General features: G+C 71.4%; 18 protein-coding genes and 1 pseudogene. 5 read left to right on the forward strand and 14 right to left on the reverse strand.

What is annotated here, in order from left to right:
* Window positions 1–58 precede the first annotated feature (58 nt).
* Genes ligA through LNW71_RS07245 form a run of 4 tightly spaced genes read right to left on the reverse strand, consistent with a single transcriptional unit; the run spans window position 59 to window position 4,590 of the window.
* Entirely contained in the window at window positions 59–2,245 is a 2,187-nt protein-coding gene (gene ligA, locus LNW71_RS07230) for an NAD-dependent DNA ligase LigA (RefSeq protein WP_250967470.1), read from the reverse strand.
* 30 nt (window positions 2,246–2,275) lie between these two features.
* On the reverse strand, window positions 2,276–3,301 hold the full coding sequence (locus LNW71_RS07235) for a methionine synthase (protein WP_250967471.1): 1,026 nt from the start codon (window positions 3,299–3,301) through the stop codon (window positions 2,276–2,278).
* Window positions 3,302–3,335: 34 nt separating this feature from the next.
* Window positions 3,336–4,025, reverse strand: a complete 690-nt coding sequence (locus tag LNW71_RS07240; RefSeq protein ID WP_250967472.1) for an SDR family oxidoreductase — start codon at window positions 4,023–4,025, stop codon at window positions 3,336–3,338.
* Window positions 4,026–4,050: 25 nt separating this feature from the next.
* A complete protein-coding gene (locus tag LNW71_RS07245; RefSeq protein ID WP_250967473.1) occupies window positions 4,051–4,590 on the reverse strand; it encodes a TIGR00730 family Rossman fold protein in 540 nt (179 codons plus the stop codon).
* Window positions 4,591–4,666: 76 nt separating this feature from the next.
* Here LNW71_RS07245 and LNW71_RS07250 point away from each other — a divergent pair, with 76 nt between their 5' ends.
* Window positions 4,667–5,002: a DUF427 domain-containing protein gene (locus tag LNW71_RS07250; protein WP_250967474.1), complete on the forward strand. Its 336-nt coding sequence runs from the start codon at window positions 4,667–4,669 to the stop codon at window positions 5,000–5,002.
* A 106-nt stretch (window positions 5,003–5,108) separates the two neighbouring features.
* Window positions 5,109–5,909: an alpha/beta fold hydrolase gene (locus LNW71_RS07255; RefSeq protein WP_250967475.1), complete on the forward strand. Its 801-nt coding sequence runs from the start codon at window positions 5,109–5,111 to the stop codon at window positions 5,907–5,909.
* A gap of 137 nt (window positions 5,910–6,046) precedes the next feature.
* Here the strand turns inward: LNW71_RS07255 and mnmA are convergent, their stop codons facing one another.
* Window positions 6,047–7,177 (reverse strand): tRNA 2-thiouridine(34) synthase MnmA, encoded by a 1,131-nt coding sequence (mnmA, locus tag LNW71_RS07260; protein ID WP_250967476.1) that lies wholly within the window; start codon window positions 7,175–7,177, stop codon window positions 6,047–6,049.
* A 61-nt stretch (window positions 7,178–7,238) separates the two neighbouring features.
* Between mnmA and LNW71_RS07265 the strand changes: the two genes are divergently transcribed.
* Window positions 7,239–7,913 (forward strand): N-acetylmuramoyl-L-alanine amidase, encoded by a 675-nt coding sequence (locus LNW71_RS07265; protein WP_250967477.1) that lies wholly within the window; start codon window positions 7,239–7,241, stop codon window positions 7,911–7,913.
* A gap of 174 nt (window positions 7,914–8,087) precedes the next feature.
* On the opposite strand, the gene LNW71_RS07270 is transcribed toward LNW71_RS07265, so the two are convergent.
* From LNW71_RS07270 to LNW71_RS07280, 3 genes are all read right to left on the reverse strand, one after another.
* On the reverse strand, window positions 8,088–9,257 hold the full coding sequence (locus LNW71_RS07270; protein ID WP_250967478.1) for a cysteine desulfurase family protein: 1,170 nt from the start codon (window positions 9,255–9,257) through the stop codon (window positions 8,088–8,090).
* Between the two features lie 142 nt (window positions 9,258–9,399).
* Window positions 9,400–9,765 (reverse strand): DUF4190 domain-containing protein, encoded by a 366-nt coding sequence (locus LNW71_RS07275; protein WP_250967479.1) that lies wholly within the window; start codon window positions 9,763–9,765, stop codon window positions 9,400–9,402.
* Window positions 9,766–9,845: 80 nt separating this feature from the next.
* Entirely contained in the window at window positions 9,846–10,022 is a 177-nt protein-coding gene (locus LNW71_RS07280) for a hypothetical protein (protein WP_250972259.1), read from the reverse strand.
* Window positions 10,023–10,109: 87 nt separating this feature from the next.
* Here LNW71_RS07280 and LNW71_RS07285 point away from each other — a divergent pair, with 87 nt between their 5' ends.
* Together LNW71_RS07285 and LNW71_RS07290 are read left to right on the forward strand one after the other, a co-directional pair.
* Window positions 10,110–10,742, forward strand: coding sequence for a TetR family transcriptional regulator (locus tag LNW71_RS07285; protein ID WP_250967480.1), 633 nt, complete (start codon window positions 10,110–10,112; stop codon window positions 10,740–10,742).
* A 111-nt stretch (window positions 10,743–10,853) separates the two neighbouring features.
* Window positions 10,854–11,717, forward strand: a complete 864-nt coding sequence (locus LNW71_RS07290) for an alpha/beta fold hydrolase (RefSeq protein WP_250967481.1) — start codon at window positions 10,854–10,856, stop codon at window positions 11,715–11,717.
* Here the strand turns inward: LNW71_RS07290 and LNW71_RS07295 are convergent.
* The 6 genes and pseudogenes from LNW71_RS07295 to LNW71_RS07320 all read right to left on the reverse strand — a co-directional run bounded on the left by LNW71_RS07295 (window position 11,665) and on the right by LNW71_RS07320 (window position 17,736).
* Window positions 11,665–12,657 carry a YafY family protein gene (locus LNW71_RS07295; RefSeq protein WP_250967482.1) on the reverse strand — a complete coding sequence of 331 codons (993 nt, stop codon included), beginning with the start codon at window positions 12,655–12,657 and terminating at the stop codon, window positions 11,665–11,667. The two genes, LNW71_RS07290 and LNW71_RS07295, sit on opposite strands and share 53 nt — an antisense overlap.
* A 37-nt stretch (window positions 12,658–12,694) precedes the next feature.
* Window positions 12,695–13,561 carry a thioesterase family protein gene (locus LNW71_RS07300; protein WP_250967483.1) on the reverse strand — a complete coding sequence of 289 codons (867 nt, stop codon included), beginning with the start codon at window positions 13,559–13,561 and terminating at the stop codon, window positions 12,695–12,697.
* Between the two features lie 98 nt (window positions 13,562–13,659).
* Window positions 13,660–14,319: a trimeric intracellular cation channel family protein gene (locus tag LNW71_RS07305; RefSeq protein ID WP_250967484.1), complete on the reverse strand. Its 660-nt coding sequence runs from the start codon at window positions 14,317–14,319 to the stop codon at window positions 13,660–13,662.
* Window positions 14,320–14,361: 42 nt separating this feature from the next.
* Window positions 14,362–15,572 (reverse strand): annotated as a pseudogene (locus tag LNW71_RS07310) (ABC transporter ATP-binding protein).
* A gap of 62 nt (window positions 15,573–15,634) precedes the next feature.
* Window positions 15,635–16,729 carry an ABC transporter ATP-binding protein gene (locus LNW71_RS07315; RefSeq protein WP_374119360.1) on the reverse strand — a complete coding sequence of 365 codons (1,095 nt, stop codon included), beginning with the start codon at window positions 16,727–16,729 and terminating at the stop codon, window positions 15,635–15,637.
* Complete coding sequence (locus LNW71_RS07320; protein WP_250967485.1) at window positions 16,726–17,736, reverse strand: ABC transporter permease; 1,011 nt, start codon at window positions 17,734–17,736, stop codon at window positions 16,726–16,728. The genes LNW71_RS07315 and LNW71_RS07320 overlap by 4 nt, the downstream gene beginning before the upstream one ends.
* Between the last annotated feature and the right edge of the window lie 109 nt (window positions 17,737–17,845).

The raw sequence follows: 17,845 nt of genomic DNA on the forward strand, positions 1-17,845 counted from the left end.
GGACGCCCTTCGCGCCACCGGCCCGGCTGCCGTCCGCGGCCCCGCCCCGCTCCCGGCCCTACTCCTCGGCCGCCTGCACCGCCGCCTCGCGCGCGGCTTCGGGACCCTCTTCGAGCAGCACGGCGAACCCTTCCTCGTTCAGCACGGGCACCTTCAGCTGCATCGCCTTGTCGTACTTCGTCCCGGGGTTGTCGCCGACCACGACGAAGGACGTCTTCTTCGAAACGGAGCCGGTCACCTTCGCTCCACGGCTCTGCAGGGCCTCTTTCGCGCCATCTCTGGTGTGACCGGTCAGCGTGCCGGTGACGACGACTGTCAGCCCTTCGAGCGGCCTCGGCCCCTCGTCCTCGCCCGACCCCTCGTCAGCCATCCGGACCCCGGCCTCCCGCCACTTGCGCAGGATCTCCCGGTGCCACTCCTCGGCGAACCACTGTTTGACCGATGCCGCGATGATCGGGCCGACCCCGTCGGCGTCGGACAACTCCTGCTCGGTGGCCTCGTCGATCCGTTCGACGGACCGGAACTGGCGGGCCAGCTCCTGCGCCGCGACCGGTCCGACATGGCGGATCGAGAGCCCGGTGAGGATCCGGGCCAGCGGTGCTTCCTTCGCCGCGGCGATGGCGTCCAGCATGCCCAGGGCGTTCTTCTTGGGCTCGCCCTGCTGGTTGGCGAAGACCAGCGCGGTCTTCTCCTCACCGGTCTTCGGGTCCCGCTTGGGCAGTCCGCTGTCCATGTCGCGGACATAGGCCCGGATGGGCAGCAGCTGCTCGACGGTCAGCCCGAACAGGTCCCCCTCGTCGCGCAGCGGTGGATCGGCGGGCTCCAGCGGCCTGGTCAGGGCGGCTGCCGCGACATAGCCGAAGTGGTCGATGTCCAGGCACTTGCGGCCCGCCAGATAGGAGACCCGCTCGCGCAGCTGCGCCGGACAGGAGCGCGCGTTCGGGCAGCGGACGTCGATGTCGGCCTCCTTCATCGGCCGCAGCTCCGTCCCGCACTCGGGGCACTCGGTGGGCATGACGAACGCCCGCTCGGTGCCGTCCCTGAGGTCGGCGACCGGCCCGAGGATCTCCGGAATCACGTCGCCGGCCTTGCGGAGCACCACCGTGTCACCGATCAGGACACCCTTCGCCCGGACCACGTTCTGGTTGTGCAGGGTGGCGAACTCGACCTCGGAGCCCGCCACTTCGACCGGCTCGACCTGCGCGTACGGGGTGACCCGGCCGGTGCGGCCGACGCCGACCCGGATGTTGACCAGCTTGGTGTTGACCTCCTCCGGCGCGTACTTCCAGGCGATCGCCCAGCGGGGTGCGCGGGAGGTGGAGCCGAGCCGGCCCTGCAGCGGGATCTCGTCGAGCTTGATGACGACGCCGTCGATCTCGTGCTCGACGGAGTGCCGGTGCTCGCCGAAGTGGGCGATGAACTCCCGTACGCCTTCGAGGGAGTCCACCACCTTGTTGTACTTGGCGGTGGGCAGGCCCCATTCGTGCAGCAGCTCGTAGGCGTGCGAGAGGCAGTCGATGTCGAAGCCCTCGCGGGCCCCGATGCCGTGCACCACCATGTGCAGCGGCCGGGTGGCCGTGACCTTGGGGTCCTTCTGGCGCAGTGAACCGGCCGCCGCGTTGCGCGGGTTGGCGAAGGGCTTGTCCTGCGCTTCCACCAGCCGGGCGTTCAGCTCCTCGAAGCCCTCCATCGGGAAGAAGACCTCGCCGCGGATCTCGACGAGCGCCGGGATCCGGTCGCCCTTGAGCCGGTGCGGGATCTCCGCGATCGTACGGACGTTGGGCGTGATGTCCTCGCCGGTCCGGCCGTCGCCGCGGGTCGCGGCCCGGGTCAGCAGGCCGTTCTCGTAGGTGAGGTTGACCGCGAGGCCGTCGATCTTGAGCTCGCACAGGAAGTGGTAGCCGGTGGCGCCGACGTCCCGGGCGACCCGCTCGCCCCAGGCGGCCAGCTCCTCGTCGTCGAAGGCGTTGTCCAGGGACAGCATGCGCTCGCGGTGCTCTACGGAGGTGAACTCCGTCCGGTAGGGCCCCGCGACCTTCTGCGAGGGCGAGTCGGGCGTCCGCAGCTGCGGATACGTGTCCTCCAGGGCCTCCAGCTCGCGCATCAGCCGGTCGAACTCCGCGTCGCTGACGACCGGCTGGTCGTTCACGTAATAACGGAAGCGGTGCTCCTCGAGCTGCTCGGCGAGGAGCGCGTGCCGCTCCTGTGCCTCCGCTGGCACTGCCGTCTGCTGTTCGCCGGCCATCGTCCCGTCCTCCCGTTACCCAGTGCCCCGTTACTCAGGGTTGTCTGCGAGCGATCTCGCGGCCCGGGCGCAGTGGGCGAGCACGGCACGGGCGTACGCGGGCGACGCACCCGCGAGACCGCACGAGGGAGTGATCACCACGGACTCCGTGAGAGTCCCCGGATTCAGCCCCAGCCTGCGCCACAGCGTCCTGACACCCATGACGCTACCGCCCGGGTCCGACAATCCGCCCGAGGCCGGGTCGGTGCCGGGCACCACCCCGAGGAACAGCTGGGTACCGCCTTCGACGGCTTCCCCGATCGCCTCCTCCTCACGCTCGGTGAGCAGGGAGAAGTCGAACGAGATACCGCCCGCCCCGGTCCGGCGCAGCAGCGCGAACGGCACCTCGGGCGCGCAGGTGTGGACGACCGTGGCGCCCTCGCCCGCCGCGCCCAGCACGTCACGCAGGGTGGATTCGACGACCTGGCGGTCCACGGCCCGGTAGGTGCGGTAGCCGCTCGCCGTGCTGACCCGGCCGAGCAGGACCCCGGTCAGGGACGGCTCGTCGAGCTGGAGGATCACCTGGGCGCCGGGCATCCGGCGCCGTACCTCGGCGAGATGGTTGCGCAGCCCCTCCGCCAGCGAGCCCGCCAGGTCGCGGCAGGCGCCCGGGTCACCGAGCACGGCCTCGCCGCCCCGGCGCTCCAGCGCGGCGGCCAGCGTCCAGGGCCCGACGGCCTGCACCTTGAGCGGCCCCTCGTAGCCCTGGGTGAACTCCTCCAGGGCGTCGAGGTCCTCGCCGAGCCAGGACCGGGCCCGGCGGGTGTCGCGCCCCGGCCGGTCGCTGATCCGCCAGCCGCTCGGCTCGACGTGCCCGTACATCTCGACGAGCAGCCCGATGGTCCGCCCGATCATGTCCGCACCCGGTCCGCGTGCGGGCAGTTCCGCCAGGTAGGGCACACCCTGCCCGTCCCCGAAGGAGCCGGTGACGGTCTTCGCCGCCTCCCTGGCGTCGCCTCCTGGCATGGAACCGATTCCGGTGGCCGGGCACCCGCTGAACTTGCTCTTCTCGCTCACGCGGGAAGCCTACGGCCGTTCCCCGGCCGTGCCGTCAGCGGCCGGGGCGCACCGTGAGGTCGTTGACCTCGGCGTCGCGCGGCAGGTCGAGCGCCATCAGGATCGTGGTGGCGACGGACTCCGGGTCGATCCAGCGCGAGGCGTCGTACTCCTTGCCCTCCTGCTGGTGGACCTTGGCCTGCATGGGACTGGCGGTGCGCCCGGGGTAGACGGAGGTCACCCGGACCCCGTTCCCGTGCTCCTCGTGGCGCAGCGAGTCGGCCAGCGCCTTCAGTCCGTGCTTGCTCGCCGCGTACGCGCTCCATTCGGCGTGCGCGGCGAGCCCGGCGCCGGAGTTGACGAAGAGGACGTGGCCCTGGGCGACACGGACCTGGGGCAGGAAGAGCCTGGTCAGCTCGGCCGGGGCCACGAGGTTGGCGTTGAGCTGGACGTGCCACGCCTTGGGTGTGAGGTCGCCGACCCGGCCGAGCTCGACGACCCCCGCGATGTGCAGCAGCGAGTCGAGCCGCTCCGGCATCGGCTGCTGGGCGAAGGCCCAGGAGAGCCGGTCCGGGTTGGAGAGGTCGCCGACGACCGTGCGGGCGCCGGGGTACAGGGCGGCGAGTTCCTTGGCACGGCCGGCGTCGCGGGCCAGGAGCAGGAGATCGTCCCCGCGCTCCAGGAGACGGCGGGCGACAGCTGCGCCGATGCCGGAACCGGCGCCGGTGATGAGGTGAGTGGGCATGCCCCCATCGTCGCACCCGTATCCATCACTGCAGGCCGGACCACTCCTCCAGGTAGGCCAGGGCGCCCACCCCGTCCTTCGCGAAGAACACCAGCTCGGTCAGCGGGAGGGGCAGGAAGCCCTCGTCCTCCATGCGCTGGAACTGCTGGCGCAGACCGTCGTAGAAGCCCGCCGTGTTGAGCAGCACGACCGGCTTGGTGTGCTTGCCGTGCTTCTTGAGCTCCAGGATCTCGGTGGCCTCGTCGAGGGTGCCGGTGCCGCCGACCATGATCACGATGGCGTCCGACTTCTCCAGGAGCAGCGCCTTGCGCTCGGCGAGGTCGCGTGCGATCACCATCTCGTCGGCGTCGGTGCGCGCCTTCGCGGCCAGGAAGTCCACCGACACCCCGACCAGCCTCCCGCCCGCTTCCTGCACCCCGTCCGCGACGACCTTCATCAGCCCGCTCTCGGAGCCGCCCCAGACCAGGGTGTGTCCACCGCGGCCGAGCAGTTCGGCGAATTCGCGGGCGGGCCCGGTGTAGCGGTCGTCGAGGTCGGCGGCGGAGAGGAAAACGCAGATCTTCATGGGGCAACGGTAGAGCCCGTCACCGGCGGCCCGGAATCCGGGGAAGAAACCCGCGGGCCGTGCGGCTGAGTAATACATGACTGCCACCCGAGGACACCGCATCACCGTCGAGCCCGGCACCGAGCATGTGCGCGTGGTCCGTGACGGCGTGCTGCTCGCCGAGAGCCGGCACCCGCTCGTACTGCGTGAGACGGGCTGTCCGGTCCGCTACTACCTGCCGCCCGAGGACGTCCGCACCGAGCTGCTGTCGGCGTCGGACACCAGCACCCACTGCCCGTTCAAGGGGGACGCCTCCTACTGGTCGCTGCCGGACGCGGCCGATCTGGTGTGGGCGTATCCGGACCCCAAGCCGGAAGTCGCGGAGATCAAGGACCACTTCTGCTTCTACGACGCCGAGGCGGTCGCGTCCTGATCCTTGACTGATCGTCAAGAACCGCTCTGAGCTGCGGAGAAGAGAAACCTCAAAAATTCTTCGCGCCCGGCGATGAGTTTCCGAACGCCCCGCAGTCCACCTACACATGGACAAGACTCTCTCCCGCGACGGCACCCTGATCGCGTACCGGCGCAGGGGTGAAGGACCGTCGGTGATCCTGGTGGGCGGGGCGCTCGGCACCGCTGCGACCGAGGCTCCGCTGGCGCGCCTGCTCGCGCCGCGCTTCCACGTCGTCACGTACGACAGGCGGGGCCGGGGCTCCAGCGGTGACAGCTCGCCCTACGCCGTGGAGCGCGAGATCGAGGACCTGAACGCGATCGTCGCGGCGGTCGGCGGCCGCCCCTCGGTGTTCGGTGTCGGGGCCGGCGGTGCGCTGGCCCTGGAGGCACAGGCCGCAGGGCTCCCGGTCGACCGGATCGCGGTGTACCAGCCGCCGTACACGCCCGGCACCTCCGGACTGCTGTTCAAGGCCGGCTGCACGGCCCGGCTGCACCGGCTGCTGTCCGCCGGCGACCGGGACGGGGCCGTGGAGCTGTTCCTGTCCGTGACGGGCGTCGCGGCCGACATGATCGCCAGGATGCGCAGTGCCCCGCTGTGGCGGAGCCTGGTGTCCGTGGCACACACACTGGCCTACGACGACGCGGTGCTGGGCAACGGCGCAATCCCGGCCGAGCGGCTCGCCTCCGTCACGGCGCGGACCATGGTGGTCTGCGGCGGCTTCAGCCCGGCCGGCGCCCGGTCGGCGACCCGGCAGCTGGCGGACGCGCTGCCCAGGGGCCGCCACCGCACCCTGACGGGCCAGACCCGGGAGCTGGCGCCCCAGGTGATCGCGCCGGTGCTGGCGGAGTTCTTCACCCGCGACGTGTACGTACGCCAGGCGTCCTGAAGCCCCGCCGTGCGGGGCCGGGGGCAAGCCCGGGGGGTTGCCCCGCTGTGCGGGGCCGGGGGCAGACCCGGGGGGTGGGAGCACTCCGCGCGGCCACGCCCGTACAGGGGTCGGGCGTGGCCGCGCGGACGGGCGCGTCAGCCGGCCGCGGCCGTCTCGCGGCGCACCGTCGTCGCGATCGTCGCGGACCCGACCACGCGGGTGCCGTCGTACAGCACGACCGCCTGGCCGGGGGCCACGCCCCGTACCGGCTCGGTGAACGAGACCGTGAGCGTCCCGTCCACCAGTTCGGCGCTCACCTCGGTCTCGCCGCCGTGGGCGCGCAACTGGGCGGTGTACGTGCCGGGGCCGGACGGCGGTGTGCCGCACCAGCGGGGCCTGATCGCGGTCAGGGCGGTCACGTCGAGGGCCTCGACGGGGCCGACCGTGACGGTGTTGTTCACCGGGGAGATGTCCAGGACGTAGCGCGGCTTGCCGTCGGCTGCGGGGTGGCCGATCCGCAGGCCCTTGCGCTGGCCGATGGTGAAGCCGAAGGCGCCCTCGTGGGTGCCGAGCTTCGTGCCGGACTCGTCGAGGATGTCGCCCTCCGCCGTGCCGCCGAGGCGGTCCGCCAGGAAGCCCTGGGTGTCGCCGTCGGCGATGAAGCAGATGTCGTGGCTGTCGGGCTTCTTGGCGACGGCGAGCCCCCTGCGCTCGGCCTCGGCCCGGATCTCGTCCTTCGTGGTAAGGGTGTCGCCGAGCGGGAACATCGCGTGCGCGAGCTGGCGCTCGTCCAGCACGCCCAGCACGTAGCTCTGGTCCTTGGCCATGTCACTGGCGCGGTGCAGCTCACGGCTGCCGTCCTCGCCGAGCACCACGGTGGCGTAGTGGCCGGTGCAGACCGCGTCGAAGCCCAGCGCGAGGGCCTTGTCGAGCAGTGCCGCGAACTTGATCTTCTCGTTGCAGCGCAGGCACGGGTTGGGGGTGCGCCCCGCCTCGTACTCGGCGACGAAGTCCTCCACGACGTCCTCGCGGAAGCGTTCCGCCAGGTCCCAGACGTAGAAGGGGATGCCGATGACGTCCGCCGCGCGGCGGGCGTCACGGGAGTCCTCGATCGTGCAACAGCCGCGGGCCCCGGTACGGAAGGACTGCGGGTTCGCGGAGAGGGCGAGGTGCACACCGGTCACGTCATGACCTGCCTCGGCGGCGCGGGCGGCGGCGACGGCGGAGTCGACGCCGCCCGACATGGCGGCGAGGACGCGGAGGGGGCGCTGGGAAGTCTGAGTCATAGCTCCACCAGGGTACGGGGCACCGGGAACCGAACGCTCCCGGATATGCGTTGTCGCTCACATGGGGACCAACGGGACGCCGGGCACCGAGGGGCCCTCGGGCGAGGGCACCGGCATCAGCCGGCGCTCGGTGCTGATCGGCGGCGCCGTCACGGCGGTGGGGACGGCGGCGCTGGCGCGGGACGCCCTGAAGCGGGCCTGGTGGCGGCTGCCGGGCGTGGAGAAGCCCCGCAGGCCCGGTGAGGTGGACTTCGCGCGGGCCGAGTGGGCGGCCGCGTCACCGGCGAACTGGCGGCGGGCCGACCGCCCCGACGACTACGGCATCGACCGGGTCGTCATCCATGTCACCCAGGGCAGCTTCCGCAGCGCGGTCAGGGTCTTCCAGGACCCGGGACACGGGGCGGCGGCGCACTACGTGGTGCGCAAGGACGGGCATGTGGCCCAGATGATCCGCGAGCTGGACGTGGCGTTCCACGCGGGAAACCGCTCGTACAACGAACGCAGCGTCGGCATCGAGCACGAGGGGTTCGTGGACCGGCCGCAGGACTTCACGGCCGCGATGTACCGGGCGTCCGCGCGGCTGACCGCGACGATATGCGGGCGGTACGGCATACCCGTGGACCGCGAGCACATCATCGGGCACGTGGAGGTGCCGGGAACCGACCACACGGACCCGGGGAAGCACTGGGACTGGGACCGCTATCTGAAGCTGGTCCGGGCGGCGGCGACCGCCTGAGGCCGCAGGCCAGCGGTCCGGCCCGCAATCGGTCCGGCCCGCAATCGGCCGGGCCCGCCGCCCCTGACCTCAGGCAGGCCGCCGCCCTGTCACCGCCGGCCGGGCCGACCACCCTGACCGCCGGCCGGGGCCGACCGCTCCGTGCCCCTCAGCCGGGCCCATGACCCCGGACCGTCAGCTGAGCCCCGCCGTCCGGGCCCGTTCCACTGCCGGGCCGATCACCCGCGCGACGTCCTCGATGTCCTGCTCGGTCGTGGTGTGGCCGAGCGAGAAGCGCAGGGTGCCACGGGCCAGGTCGGGATCGGTGCCGGTGGCGAGCAGCACATGGCTGGGCTGGGCGATCCCGGCCGTACAGGCGGAGCCGGTGGAGCACTCGATGCCCTGGGCGTCCAGCAGCAGCAGGAGGGAGTCGCCCTCGCAGCCGGGGAAGGTGAAGTGCGCGTTGGCCGGCAGGCGCCCGCCGGGGGCCGGGTCGCCGCCCAGGACGGCGTCCGGGACCTGCGCCATGACCGCCGCGACAAGCTGGTCGCGCAGGCCGCCGATCTCCTGGGCGAACTCCGGCCGCCGCTCGGCAGCGAGCCGTCCCGCCACGGCGAACGCGGCGACGCCGGGCACATCGAGGGTGCCGGAGCGCACATGACGCTCCTGACCGCCGCCGTGCAGCACCGGAACGGGGGTGTAGTCGCGGCCGAGCAGCAGCGCGCCGACGCCGAACGGGCCGCCGATCTTGTGTGCGCTGACGGTCATCGCGGCCAGCCCCGAGCGGGCGAAGTCGACCTCCAGCTGCCCGAAGGCCTGCACCGCGTCGGCATGCATGGGCACGTCGAACTCGCGGGCGACGGCTGCCAGTTCATGGACCGGCATGAGGGTGCCGATCTCGTTGTTGGCCCACATCACGGTGATCAGCGCGACGTCGTCGGGGTCGCGGACCAGCGCCTCGCGCAGCACGTCCGGGTGGACCCGGCCGTACCGGTCGACGGGGAGGTACTCGACGGTCGCGCCCTCGTGCTCGGCGAGCCAGTCCACGGCGTCCAGCACCGCGTGGTGCTCGACCGGACTGGCCAGCACCCGGGTGCGGCGGGGGTCGGCGTCGCGGCGGGCCCAGTACAGGCCCTTCACCGCGAGGTTGTCCGACTCGGTACCGCCTGAGGTGAGGACCACCTCGCTGGGGCGCGCGCCGAGGGCATCGGCGAGGGTCTCTCTGGACTCCTCGACGGTACGGCGGGCCCGGCGCCCGGCGGCGTGCAGTGAGGACGCGTTGCCGGTGACAGCGAGCTGGGCGGTCATCGCCGCGATCGCTTCCGGAAGCATCGGTGTGGTCGCGGCGTGGTCGAGGTAAGCCATGGTGGGCTCGATTCTACGAGCCTGCGGCGGGGCGTACGGCGGGCGCATGGTGTCCCGGTGCCCGCGCACCGCGGAAGGTGCCTGTCACCCGCCCCGTTCCGGAGCCCGATCCGGTGGGGTGAGCGTCGTCGATCGCGCTCGGTCAGCCGCCGAAGTTCCAGGCGACGGCGCCGTTCCCGGTGACGAGGAAGGCCAGGATCACCAGGTCGGCGATGCCGAGTGCGAGCCCCAGCAGCGCCCGGCCGCGGCGTGCGGTGGAGCGGGCCAGCGCGACGATCGCCATGACGATGGCGGCCGGGCCCAGCAGGACGTTCATCACCAGCAGACCGACGAGTCCGAGAATGAAGGAGGCGACGGCGAGACCGTCCGCGTCACGGGTGGACCTGAGGGCGCGCATCGCGCGGCCGGCTGCGGGACGCCCAGCGGGGTCCCGCGGCGCACCGGTGGGGGCGCCGGGCGCGGTCGTGTCCGTGGTTTCGGAGCGGCGGGTGAGTGCGGTGAGTGTCATGGTGCGGACTCCTTCGGAGGTGGATGCGGTTTCGCGGACCGGACGGTGGTGGTGGCCGTCAAGGGGGAGGACTGCGGCCGTCAGTGCGACCGGCGCTGTGAGCCCATGCGCTCGCGCACGGCGAAGACCAGCAGCCAGCAGCCGATCAGCGCGCCGAGGACGAGGGCCACTGGAAGGGGGATCTGGACCACCGCTCCCAGCATGATTCCCAGCAGGAGCAGGGCGACGACGAGGACGATCATGGTCAGCCTTTCCACAATTGAGAGCACGAGTGTTCACTGACTTGTCAGTCTAGACCCGCACACCCCTTCCCCGCTCCAGAGAACAGTTGTTTACTGAATGGCATGAGTCACATCGTCGGCATCCGCCAGACCCAGAAGCTGAAGACGCGTCAGGCACTGCTGGACGCGGCCCTCGGACTGCTGGAGCACCAGAGCCTGAGCAGCCTGGGCCTGCGTGAGGTGACCAGGGCCGCGGGCGTGACGCCCACGGCCTTCTACCGGCACTTCGACGGCATCGCCGCGCTCGGGGTGGCGCTCGTCGAGCAGACGCTGGACAGCCTGCACGGGATGATCGGCGCGATCCTCGCCGAGACCGGCGACAGCGAGGTCCGGCTGGACCGCAGCGTCGGCCTGATAACGCGCCATGTCCGCGAGCAGCCCGCCCACTTCCGGTTCATCGCCCGCGAGCAGCACGGCGGGGTCGGCGCGGTACGCGAGGCCATCGCCGCCCAGCTCCAGCGGTTCGCCGAGGAGGTGGCGGCCGCGCTCGCGGGTGAACCGGAGTCGCGGGGCTGGAGCGAGGAGGACCTGCTCATGCTGGGCGGCCTCTACGTCGACCACATGGTGATCACCGCCTCGGCGATGCTGGACGCGGGCCCGGACGGCGACCGGTCGGTGGCCAGGACCGCCCGTCGCCGGCTTCGGCTGGTCACGCTCGGCCGGCTGCACTGGCTGGACGGCCCGGCGCCCTCCTGATCCGCTTCGGGACAGCCCTGGGGTCTTTCGGAGCCGCCGCGGAGCGTCGGCGACTGACGCCCCGCTCCCTGCCCCGGCCTGATCCCGACGAAAGACCCTAGGCTCCGGTTCATGAACGACGACGCATGGGTCCTGGACCGCACGTTCCCCAGCTCCGCCGGCGAGGTCCGCTGGGCGGCACTGGGCCGGGCCGGGGCGCCGCCCGTCGTCCTGGTGCACGGGACGCCCTTCTCCTCGTACGTCTGGCGCGCCGTGGCCCGCGCACTGGCCCAGGACCACCAGGTGTTCGTCTGGGACCTGCCCGGCTACGGCGTCTCCGCGCAGTTCGAGGGCCAGGACGTCTCGCTCGGCTCCCAGGCCCGGGTGCTCACCGAGCTCCTCGGCCACTGGCAGCTGCCCGCACCCGCCGTGGTCGCCCATGACTTCGGCGGCTGCGTGGCCCTGCGCGCCCACCTCCTGCACGGCGCCCGCTACCGCCGGCTGGCACTGGTGGACCCGGTGGCGCTGGCCCCGTGGGGCTCACCCACCTACCGGCTGCTCGGCGGACACCCGGAGGTCTTCGGGCAGTTGACGCCCCGACTGCACCGGGCGCTGGTCCGGGAGTACGTGAGCTCCGCCAGCCACCCCGGCCTCCACCAGGCGGTCCTGGACCGGCTCGTGGCGCCCTGGTGCACCGAGGCCGGACAGCCCGCCTTCTACCGGCAGATCAGCCAGAACGACCAACGGTTCACCGACGAGATCCAGCACCGGTACGGGGAGATCGACCTGCCGGTGCTGATCTGCTGGGGCACCGAGGACACCTGGATACCGGTTGCCCGCGGGCACGAACTGGCCTCCCTCGTCCCGGGTTGCGAGCTGCGGCTGATCGAGGGTGCCGGACATCTCGTACAGGAGGACGCCCCGGCCGAGCTGACCGCCGCGCTCACCCGCTTCCTGCGGACTCCCCCGGCCCCCGCTCCCCGTACAGCGCCATGACAGCGGTGGCGTGCGCGGCGAGCACGGCGCGTGCCTCCGGCGGCGCGAGGACCTCGGCGTTCGGGCCGAAGGAGAGCAGGGAGCGCGCCCATTGCACGGAGTCCACGGCGAGTTCGGCCCGCAGCCACTCGCCGTCACCTGCCTCCGGGTGAGGCTCGCCCGTGAGCACCGCGGCGTTCAGCCGCAGGAACAGATCCAGCCGGGAACGGTGCACCCGCACCCGCAGGGTCACCTCCCCCTGCCGTTCCTCGACCTGGCGGCGCAGCTCCTCCCACACCTGCGCCAGCTCCGTCCCGGGCCTGCGCACCACCGCGTCCTCGGTGAGCACGGCCCGCCGCACCCGGTCCGCGCGGAAGAGCCGTGGCTCCCCGTCGCGGTCGGCGACCAGGTACCAGACGCCCGCCTTGACCACGAGGCCGTACGGATCGACGGTGTAGGCGCGCGCGGTCCGCGTACCGCTGTGCCGGTAGTGCAGCCGCAGCCGCCGGTCGGCGAACACGGCGTCGTGCAGTTCGGCGATGTCGACGGCGGCCCGCGGACCGCTCAGCCAGCGCTCCGGGTCCACGAGGATCCGGCGGCTGGTCAGCTCGGCGGCGGGCCGGTGCGGGGCGGGCAGCGCCGCCATCACCTTGCGCAGCGCGGAGCCGATCGCCGCATCCAGCCCGAGCGCGGCGTGCGTGCCGTCCGCGGCCAGCACGAACAGGGCGCGGGCCTCGTCGGCGGTCAGCCCGGTCACATCGGTGCGGAACCCCGGCAGCAGCGCGATGCCGCCGTTCCTGCCGCGCTCCGCGTAGACGGGGACGCCGGAGGCCGAGAGCGCCTCGACGTCCCGGTAGATGGTGCGTACGGAGACGTCCAGGCGCTCGGCGAGCTCGGGCGCGGGGACCGGCCCGCGGGTCTGGAGCAGCAGCAGGATCGAGAGGAGCCGGTCGGATTTCACCGCACCAGCATCCCCCGGTTCCGCCCGGCGCGGGGCGTCAGCTGCGCGGCGCCCGGGCCAGCTGGCGGGACTGGGCGACCAGCCGGTCCGCGCTGTCCCAGACGTCCGCGTCCTCCTCCAGGAAGCCGCCCGCGAGGTTGCGGGTGGTGATGGAGACGCGGAGCGGGCCCGGGGCCGGGCGGCAGCGGATGTGGGTGGTGAGCTCGATGGTGGGGACCCAGCCCTTGAGGCCCAGCTCGAAGGAGGTCGGCGGCAGCGCGTCGACGGTGAGCAGCAGCGAGAGCGGGTCGGCGTCGCGGCCGTCCGCGAGTCCGAACCAGCCACGCATCTCGCCCTTGCCGGACGGCTGCCCGACGGCCCAGCCGATCGTCGCCGGGTCGAGCTTGATGTCGAGCCGCTCGGTGATGGCGGAGCTGCCGGGGATCGGGGCCGGGCCGTCGCTCGGCCCCAGGCAGTCCTCGCGGGCCGGGATGGCGGGCGGCTTCGCCGACGTGCGGATGTCGTCGCTCAGGGCGTCCAGGTCGCCGTAGGTGGCGAGGACCCGGATGCGCTCGACCTCGCTGCCGTCCTCGGCGTACTGGAAGAGGGAGGCCTCACCGGTGGAGAGGGTGCGGCCGGTCCGCACGACCTGGGTCCGGATCACCGCGGGCCCCGGGACGGACGCGGTCAGGTAGTGCGCGGAGACCGAGAAGGGGTCGTGGTGCGGCAGCGCCTCGCCCAGCGCACGGCCGAGCATCGCGAGCAGGTAGCCGCCGTTGACGGCGTGGATGATCGTCCAGCCGGCGGAGAGCTCGGCGTCGTAGACGCCTTCTTCCCGAAGGGTGACGGCGGTGTCCCGGTCGAACTCGCTGTCGCCGATGGATGCCTGCGCGGTCTGTGCCGCCTGCGTTGCTGCCTGTGCCATGGAACGCACCGTACACCGATCGTATTACTGAGCGGTAGCTTTTTCTGGTCGGTGAGATGACGAACCCGGCATGATCCGAACGAGAATTCCGGGCGGGGTCAGCCCTCCTCCGCCGTCGCCGAGCGCCGGTTGTAGGCCCGTGGGGCCCGCCAGTGGAAGCGCAGCGCCAGCAGCCGCAGGACGAACGCCGTGATCACCGCGGAGCCGCTGGTGAAGGCGTTGAGCGCGTCGAAGCGGATGCAGAGCACGATCATGGCGGCCCCCACGATCGCGGGCACCGCGTACAGGTCGCGGTCCCAGCGCAGCAGCGAGGGGACCTCGTTGGCCAGCACGTCCCGCAGCACGCCCCCGCCGACCGCGGTGGTCAGGCCGAGCGCGGCCGACGCGGTCAGGCCGAGCCCGTAGTCGTACGCCTTGACCGTCCCCGTGACGCAGAAGAGACCGAGCCCGGCCGCGTCGAAGACGTTGACGCCGACCTGGATCCGCTCGACGTGCGGGTGCAGGAAGAAGACCAGTCCTGCGGCGAGCAGCGGGGTGGTGAAGTACCCGAGGTCCGTGAAGGCGGCCGGCGGCACGGCCCCGATGATCACGTCACGGAACAGCCCCCCGCCCAGCGCGGTCACCTCGGCGAGTACCGCGATGCCGAAGACATCGAAGTTCTTGCGTACGGCGAGCAGAGCGCCGGAGATCGCGAAGACGAAGATTCCGACGATGTCGAGCGCATGCTGGACGGAGGGCGTGAACAGTTCGTTGAGCACCGGGCAATTGTGCCGGTACCGGGCCTGTCCGGCGGACAGGCCCTACACCTCGGGGCTGTCCTCCGCGGGCTGGGAGGGTGTGGCGGCGTCGCCCTTGGCGAGCTTGCCGGAGGCCGGCGCCTCGGACGGGGCCGGTCCGGTGGCTTCCGGCTCGACGACCGGGGCCGCGTCCGGCTTCGCCTTCGTGACGAGCTCGACCGCTTCCCTGGCGGCGGCCAGCACCTGCTGACCGGGCACCTGGTCGGGCGCGTTCTCCGGGTGGTGGCAGGCGACCTGGTGGCCGGTCTTCAGGGCGAGCAGCGGCGGCTCCTGCGTCTTGCAGACCTCCGTCGCCTTCCAGCACCGGGTGTGGAACCGGCAGCCGCTGGGCGGCGAGATCGGCGAGGGCACATCGCCCTTGAGCAGGATGCGCTCGCTCTTCAGGCCGCGCCGCCGCGGGTCCGGCACCGGCACCGCGGACATCAGGGCCTTGGTGTACGGGTGCATCGGCGCCGAGTACAGCGACTTGCGGTCCGTCAGCTCGACGATCTTGCCCAGGTACATCACCGCGATGCGGTCCGACACGTGCCGGATGACCGAGAGGTCGTGCGCGATGATCACGTACGTGAGCCCGAGCTCGTCCTGGAGGTCGTCGAGCAGGTTGACCACCTGCGCCTGGATCGACACGTCCAGCGCGGAGACCGGCTCGTCGGCGACGACCAGCTTCGGGCGCAGGGCGAGTGCCCTGGCGATGCCGATGCGCTGGCGCTGACCGCCGGAGAACTCGTGCGGGTAGCGGTTGTAGTGCTCGGGGCTGAGTCCGACCAGCTGCAGCAGCTCCTGCACGTGGCTCTTCAGGCCGCCCTCGGGCTCGACGCCCTGGAGCCTGAACGGCGCGCTGACGATCGTGCCGATCGTGTGCCGCGGGTTCAGCGACGAGTACGGGTCCTGGAAGATCATCTGCACGTCACGGCGCATCGGCCGCATCTTCCCATGGACAGATGCGTGATGTCGCGGCCCTCGAACTCGACCTTGCCGCCGGTCGGTTCGATCAGCCGGGTGATCAGCCGGCCCATCGTCGACTTGCCGCAGCCGGACTCGCCGACGACGCCCAGGGTCTCCCCCGGGTAGACCTCGAAGTCGATGCCGTCGACGGCCTTGACCGCGGCGGTCTGCCGGCCGAACAGGCCCTTGCGGATCGGGAAGTGCTTGACCAGGCCCTCGACCCTGAGCAGCGGCTCGCGCGAGGAGGAGGCCTGCTCCGGGATCTTCACGTCCTTCTCCAGCACCGGGGGATCCTTCTTCTCGCTCACGTCGCTCACATCACTCGCCTCGCTCACAGCTTCGGCGCAATCTCTTCGGTCCAGATCCGGGTCCGCTCCTCCGGTGCCATGTGGCACGCGGAGTAGTGCCCGTCGCCGACCAGCTTCAGTTCGGGACGCGTCGTGCGGGTGAGGTCGTCCTTGGGGATGTCCGCGTACGGGCAGCGCGGGTTGAAGGCGCAGCCGCTCGGGACGTTGATCAGCGACGGCGGCTGGCCCTTGACGGGGATCAGCCGGTCGGTCTCCTCGCGGTCGATGCGCGGCATCGAGGTGAGCAGCCCCCAGGTGTACGGGTGCTGGGCCTCGTAGAAGACCTTCTCCGCCGAACCGCGCTCGATGCACCGGCCGCCGTACATGACCAGCAGCTCGTCGGCCATCTCGGCGACGACTCCCAGGTCGTGGGTGATCATGATGACGGCGGAGCCGAACTCCTTCTGCAGGTCCCGGATCAGGTCCAGGATCTGCGCCTGGACGGTGACGTCCAGGGCGGTGGTCGGCTCGTCGGCGATGAGCAGCTCCGGGTTGTTCACCAGGGCCATCGCGATCATTGCCCGCTGGCGCATGCCGCCGGAGAACTCGTGCGGATGGGAGTCGACCCGCTTGTGCGGCTCGGGGATGCCGACCCGGTCGAGCATCTCGATCGCACGGGTGCGGGCGATCTTCTTGCTGACCTTGTTGTGGACCCGGTAGGCCTCCACGATCTGCCCGCCGACCGTGAAGTACGGGTGCATCGCGGAGAGCGGGTCCTGGAAGATCATCGCCATCTTGTGGCCGCGCAGCTCACGCACGCGGGCGTCGGAGGCGCCGATCAGCTCCTCGCCGTCCAGCCAGACCTCGCCGGAGATACGGGCGTTGGGGGCCGTGCGGTGCAGGCCCATGACGCCGAGCGAGGTGACGGACTTCCCGGAGCCGGACTCGCCCACGATGCCGAGGGTCTGTCCGGGCTTCACGTCGAAGCTGACCCCGTCGACCGACTTGACCAGCCCGTCGTCGGTCTTGAAGTGGATGCGCAGGTCCCGTACGGAGAGGAAGGCCTCGTCGCTGCCGGCCCGCGCGGCGGTGGCGGGATCGCCGGCCACCGCGGTCTGTGCCTTGGAAACGTCGGTCACGAGTACCTCACCCTGGGGTCGATGGCGGCGTACACCAGGTCCACCAGCAGATTGCAGACGACGATGAAGAAGGCCGCGATGAGCGTCACGCCCATCACGATGGGCAGATCGCTCTCCTGCACGCTCTTGATGGCGTACTGGCCGAGGCCGGGGAAGGAGAACACGGTCTCGGTGATCACGGCGCCGCCGACCAGCAGGCCGAAGTCCATGCCGAAGATGGTGACGATGGGGGTCAGCGCGGCCCGCAGACCGTGCTTACCGATGACGCTGCTCTCCCTGAGGCCCTTGGCGCGGGCCGTACGGATGTAGTCCTCTCCCATCGTCTCCAGCATCCCGGCCCTGGTGATGCGGGCGTAGAGCGCGGAGTAGAGGAAGGCCAGCGAACACCACGGGATCAGCAGGTTCCACGCCCAGTCCAGCGGACTGTCCGTGAACGCCACATAGTTGACGCCTTCCCAGACCGGCCACTGCACCGTGAACACACCCAGTGCGAGCATGCCGGTGAAGAAGATCGGCAGGGAGACACCGGCGAGCGCGATGGCCATGAAGAAGCGGTCGAGGAACGAACCCCGCTTGAGCGCGGAGACGACGCCGATCGCCACACCGCTGATCAGCCAGATCACCGCGGCGCCGATCGCCAGGGAGAACGTGACCGGAATGCGGGCGGTCAGCTCGGGCCACACCTCGACGTGCCGCTTGAACGAGTAGCCGAAGCACGGCACACCGCAGTGCGTGACCTCGGGGCCGAACTGGAAGTCGGCGCCGACGAAGAGCTGCTTGAGGAAGTGCCAGTACTGGATGTAGAGCGGCTGGTCGAGGCCGAGATTCTGCTTGACCGCGAGAATGGACTGCGGATTGGCGTCCTTGCCCACGTACTGGGCGGCCAGTTGGTCCATCGTCTGCCCGGCGATCCGGGGAACGAGGAAGAAGATCGCGAAGGTGACTGCGCTGACGATCAACAGCAGCAGTATCGCGCCGAAGACGCGTCGAATGATGTACGCAGCCACAGCTATCCGGCGCCGGTATCTGTCTGCCGGGGGTGACCCGTGCGAGCTGACACCGTGCCTTCACCTGCCTTTCAGGATTTTTCCGGGGGCCGGGGATCCGCTCCCCGGG

This window comes from Streptomyces sp. RKAG290 (assembly GCF_023701695.1).
GTDB lineage: Bacteria > Actinomycetota > Actinomycetes > Streptomycetales > Streptomycetaceae > Streptomyces.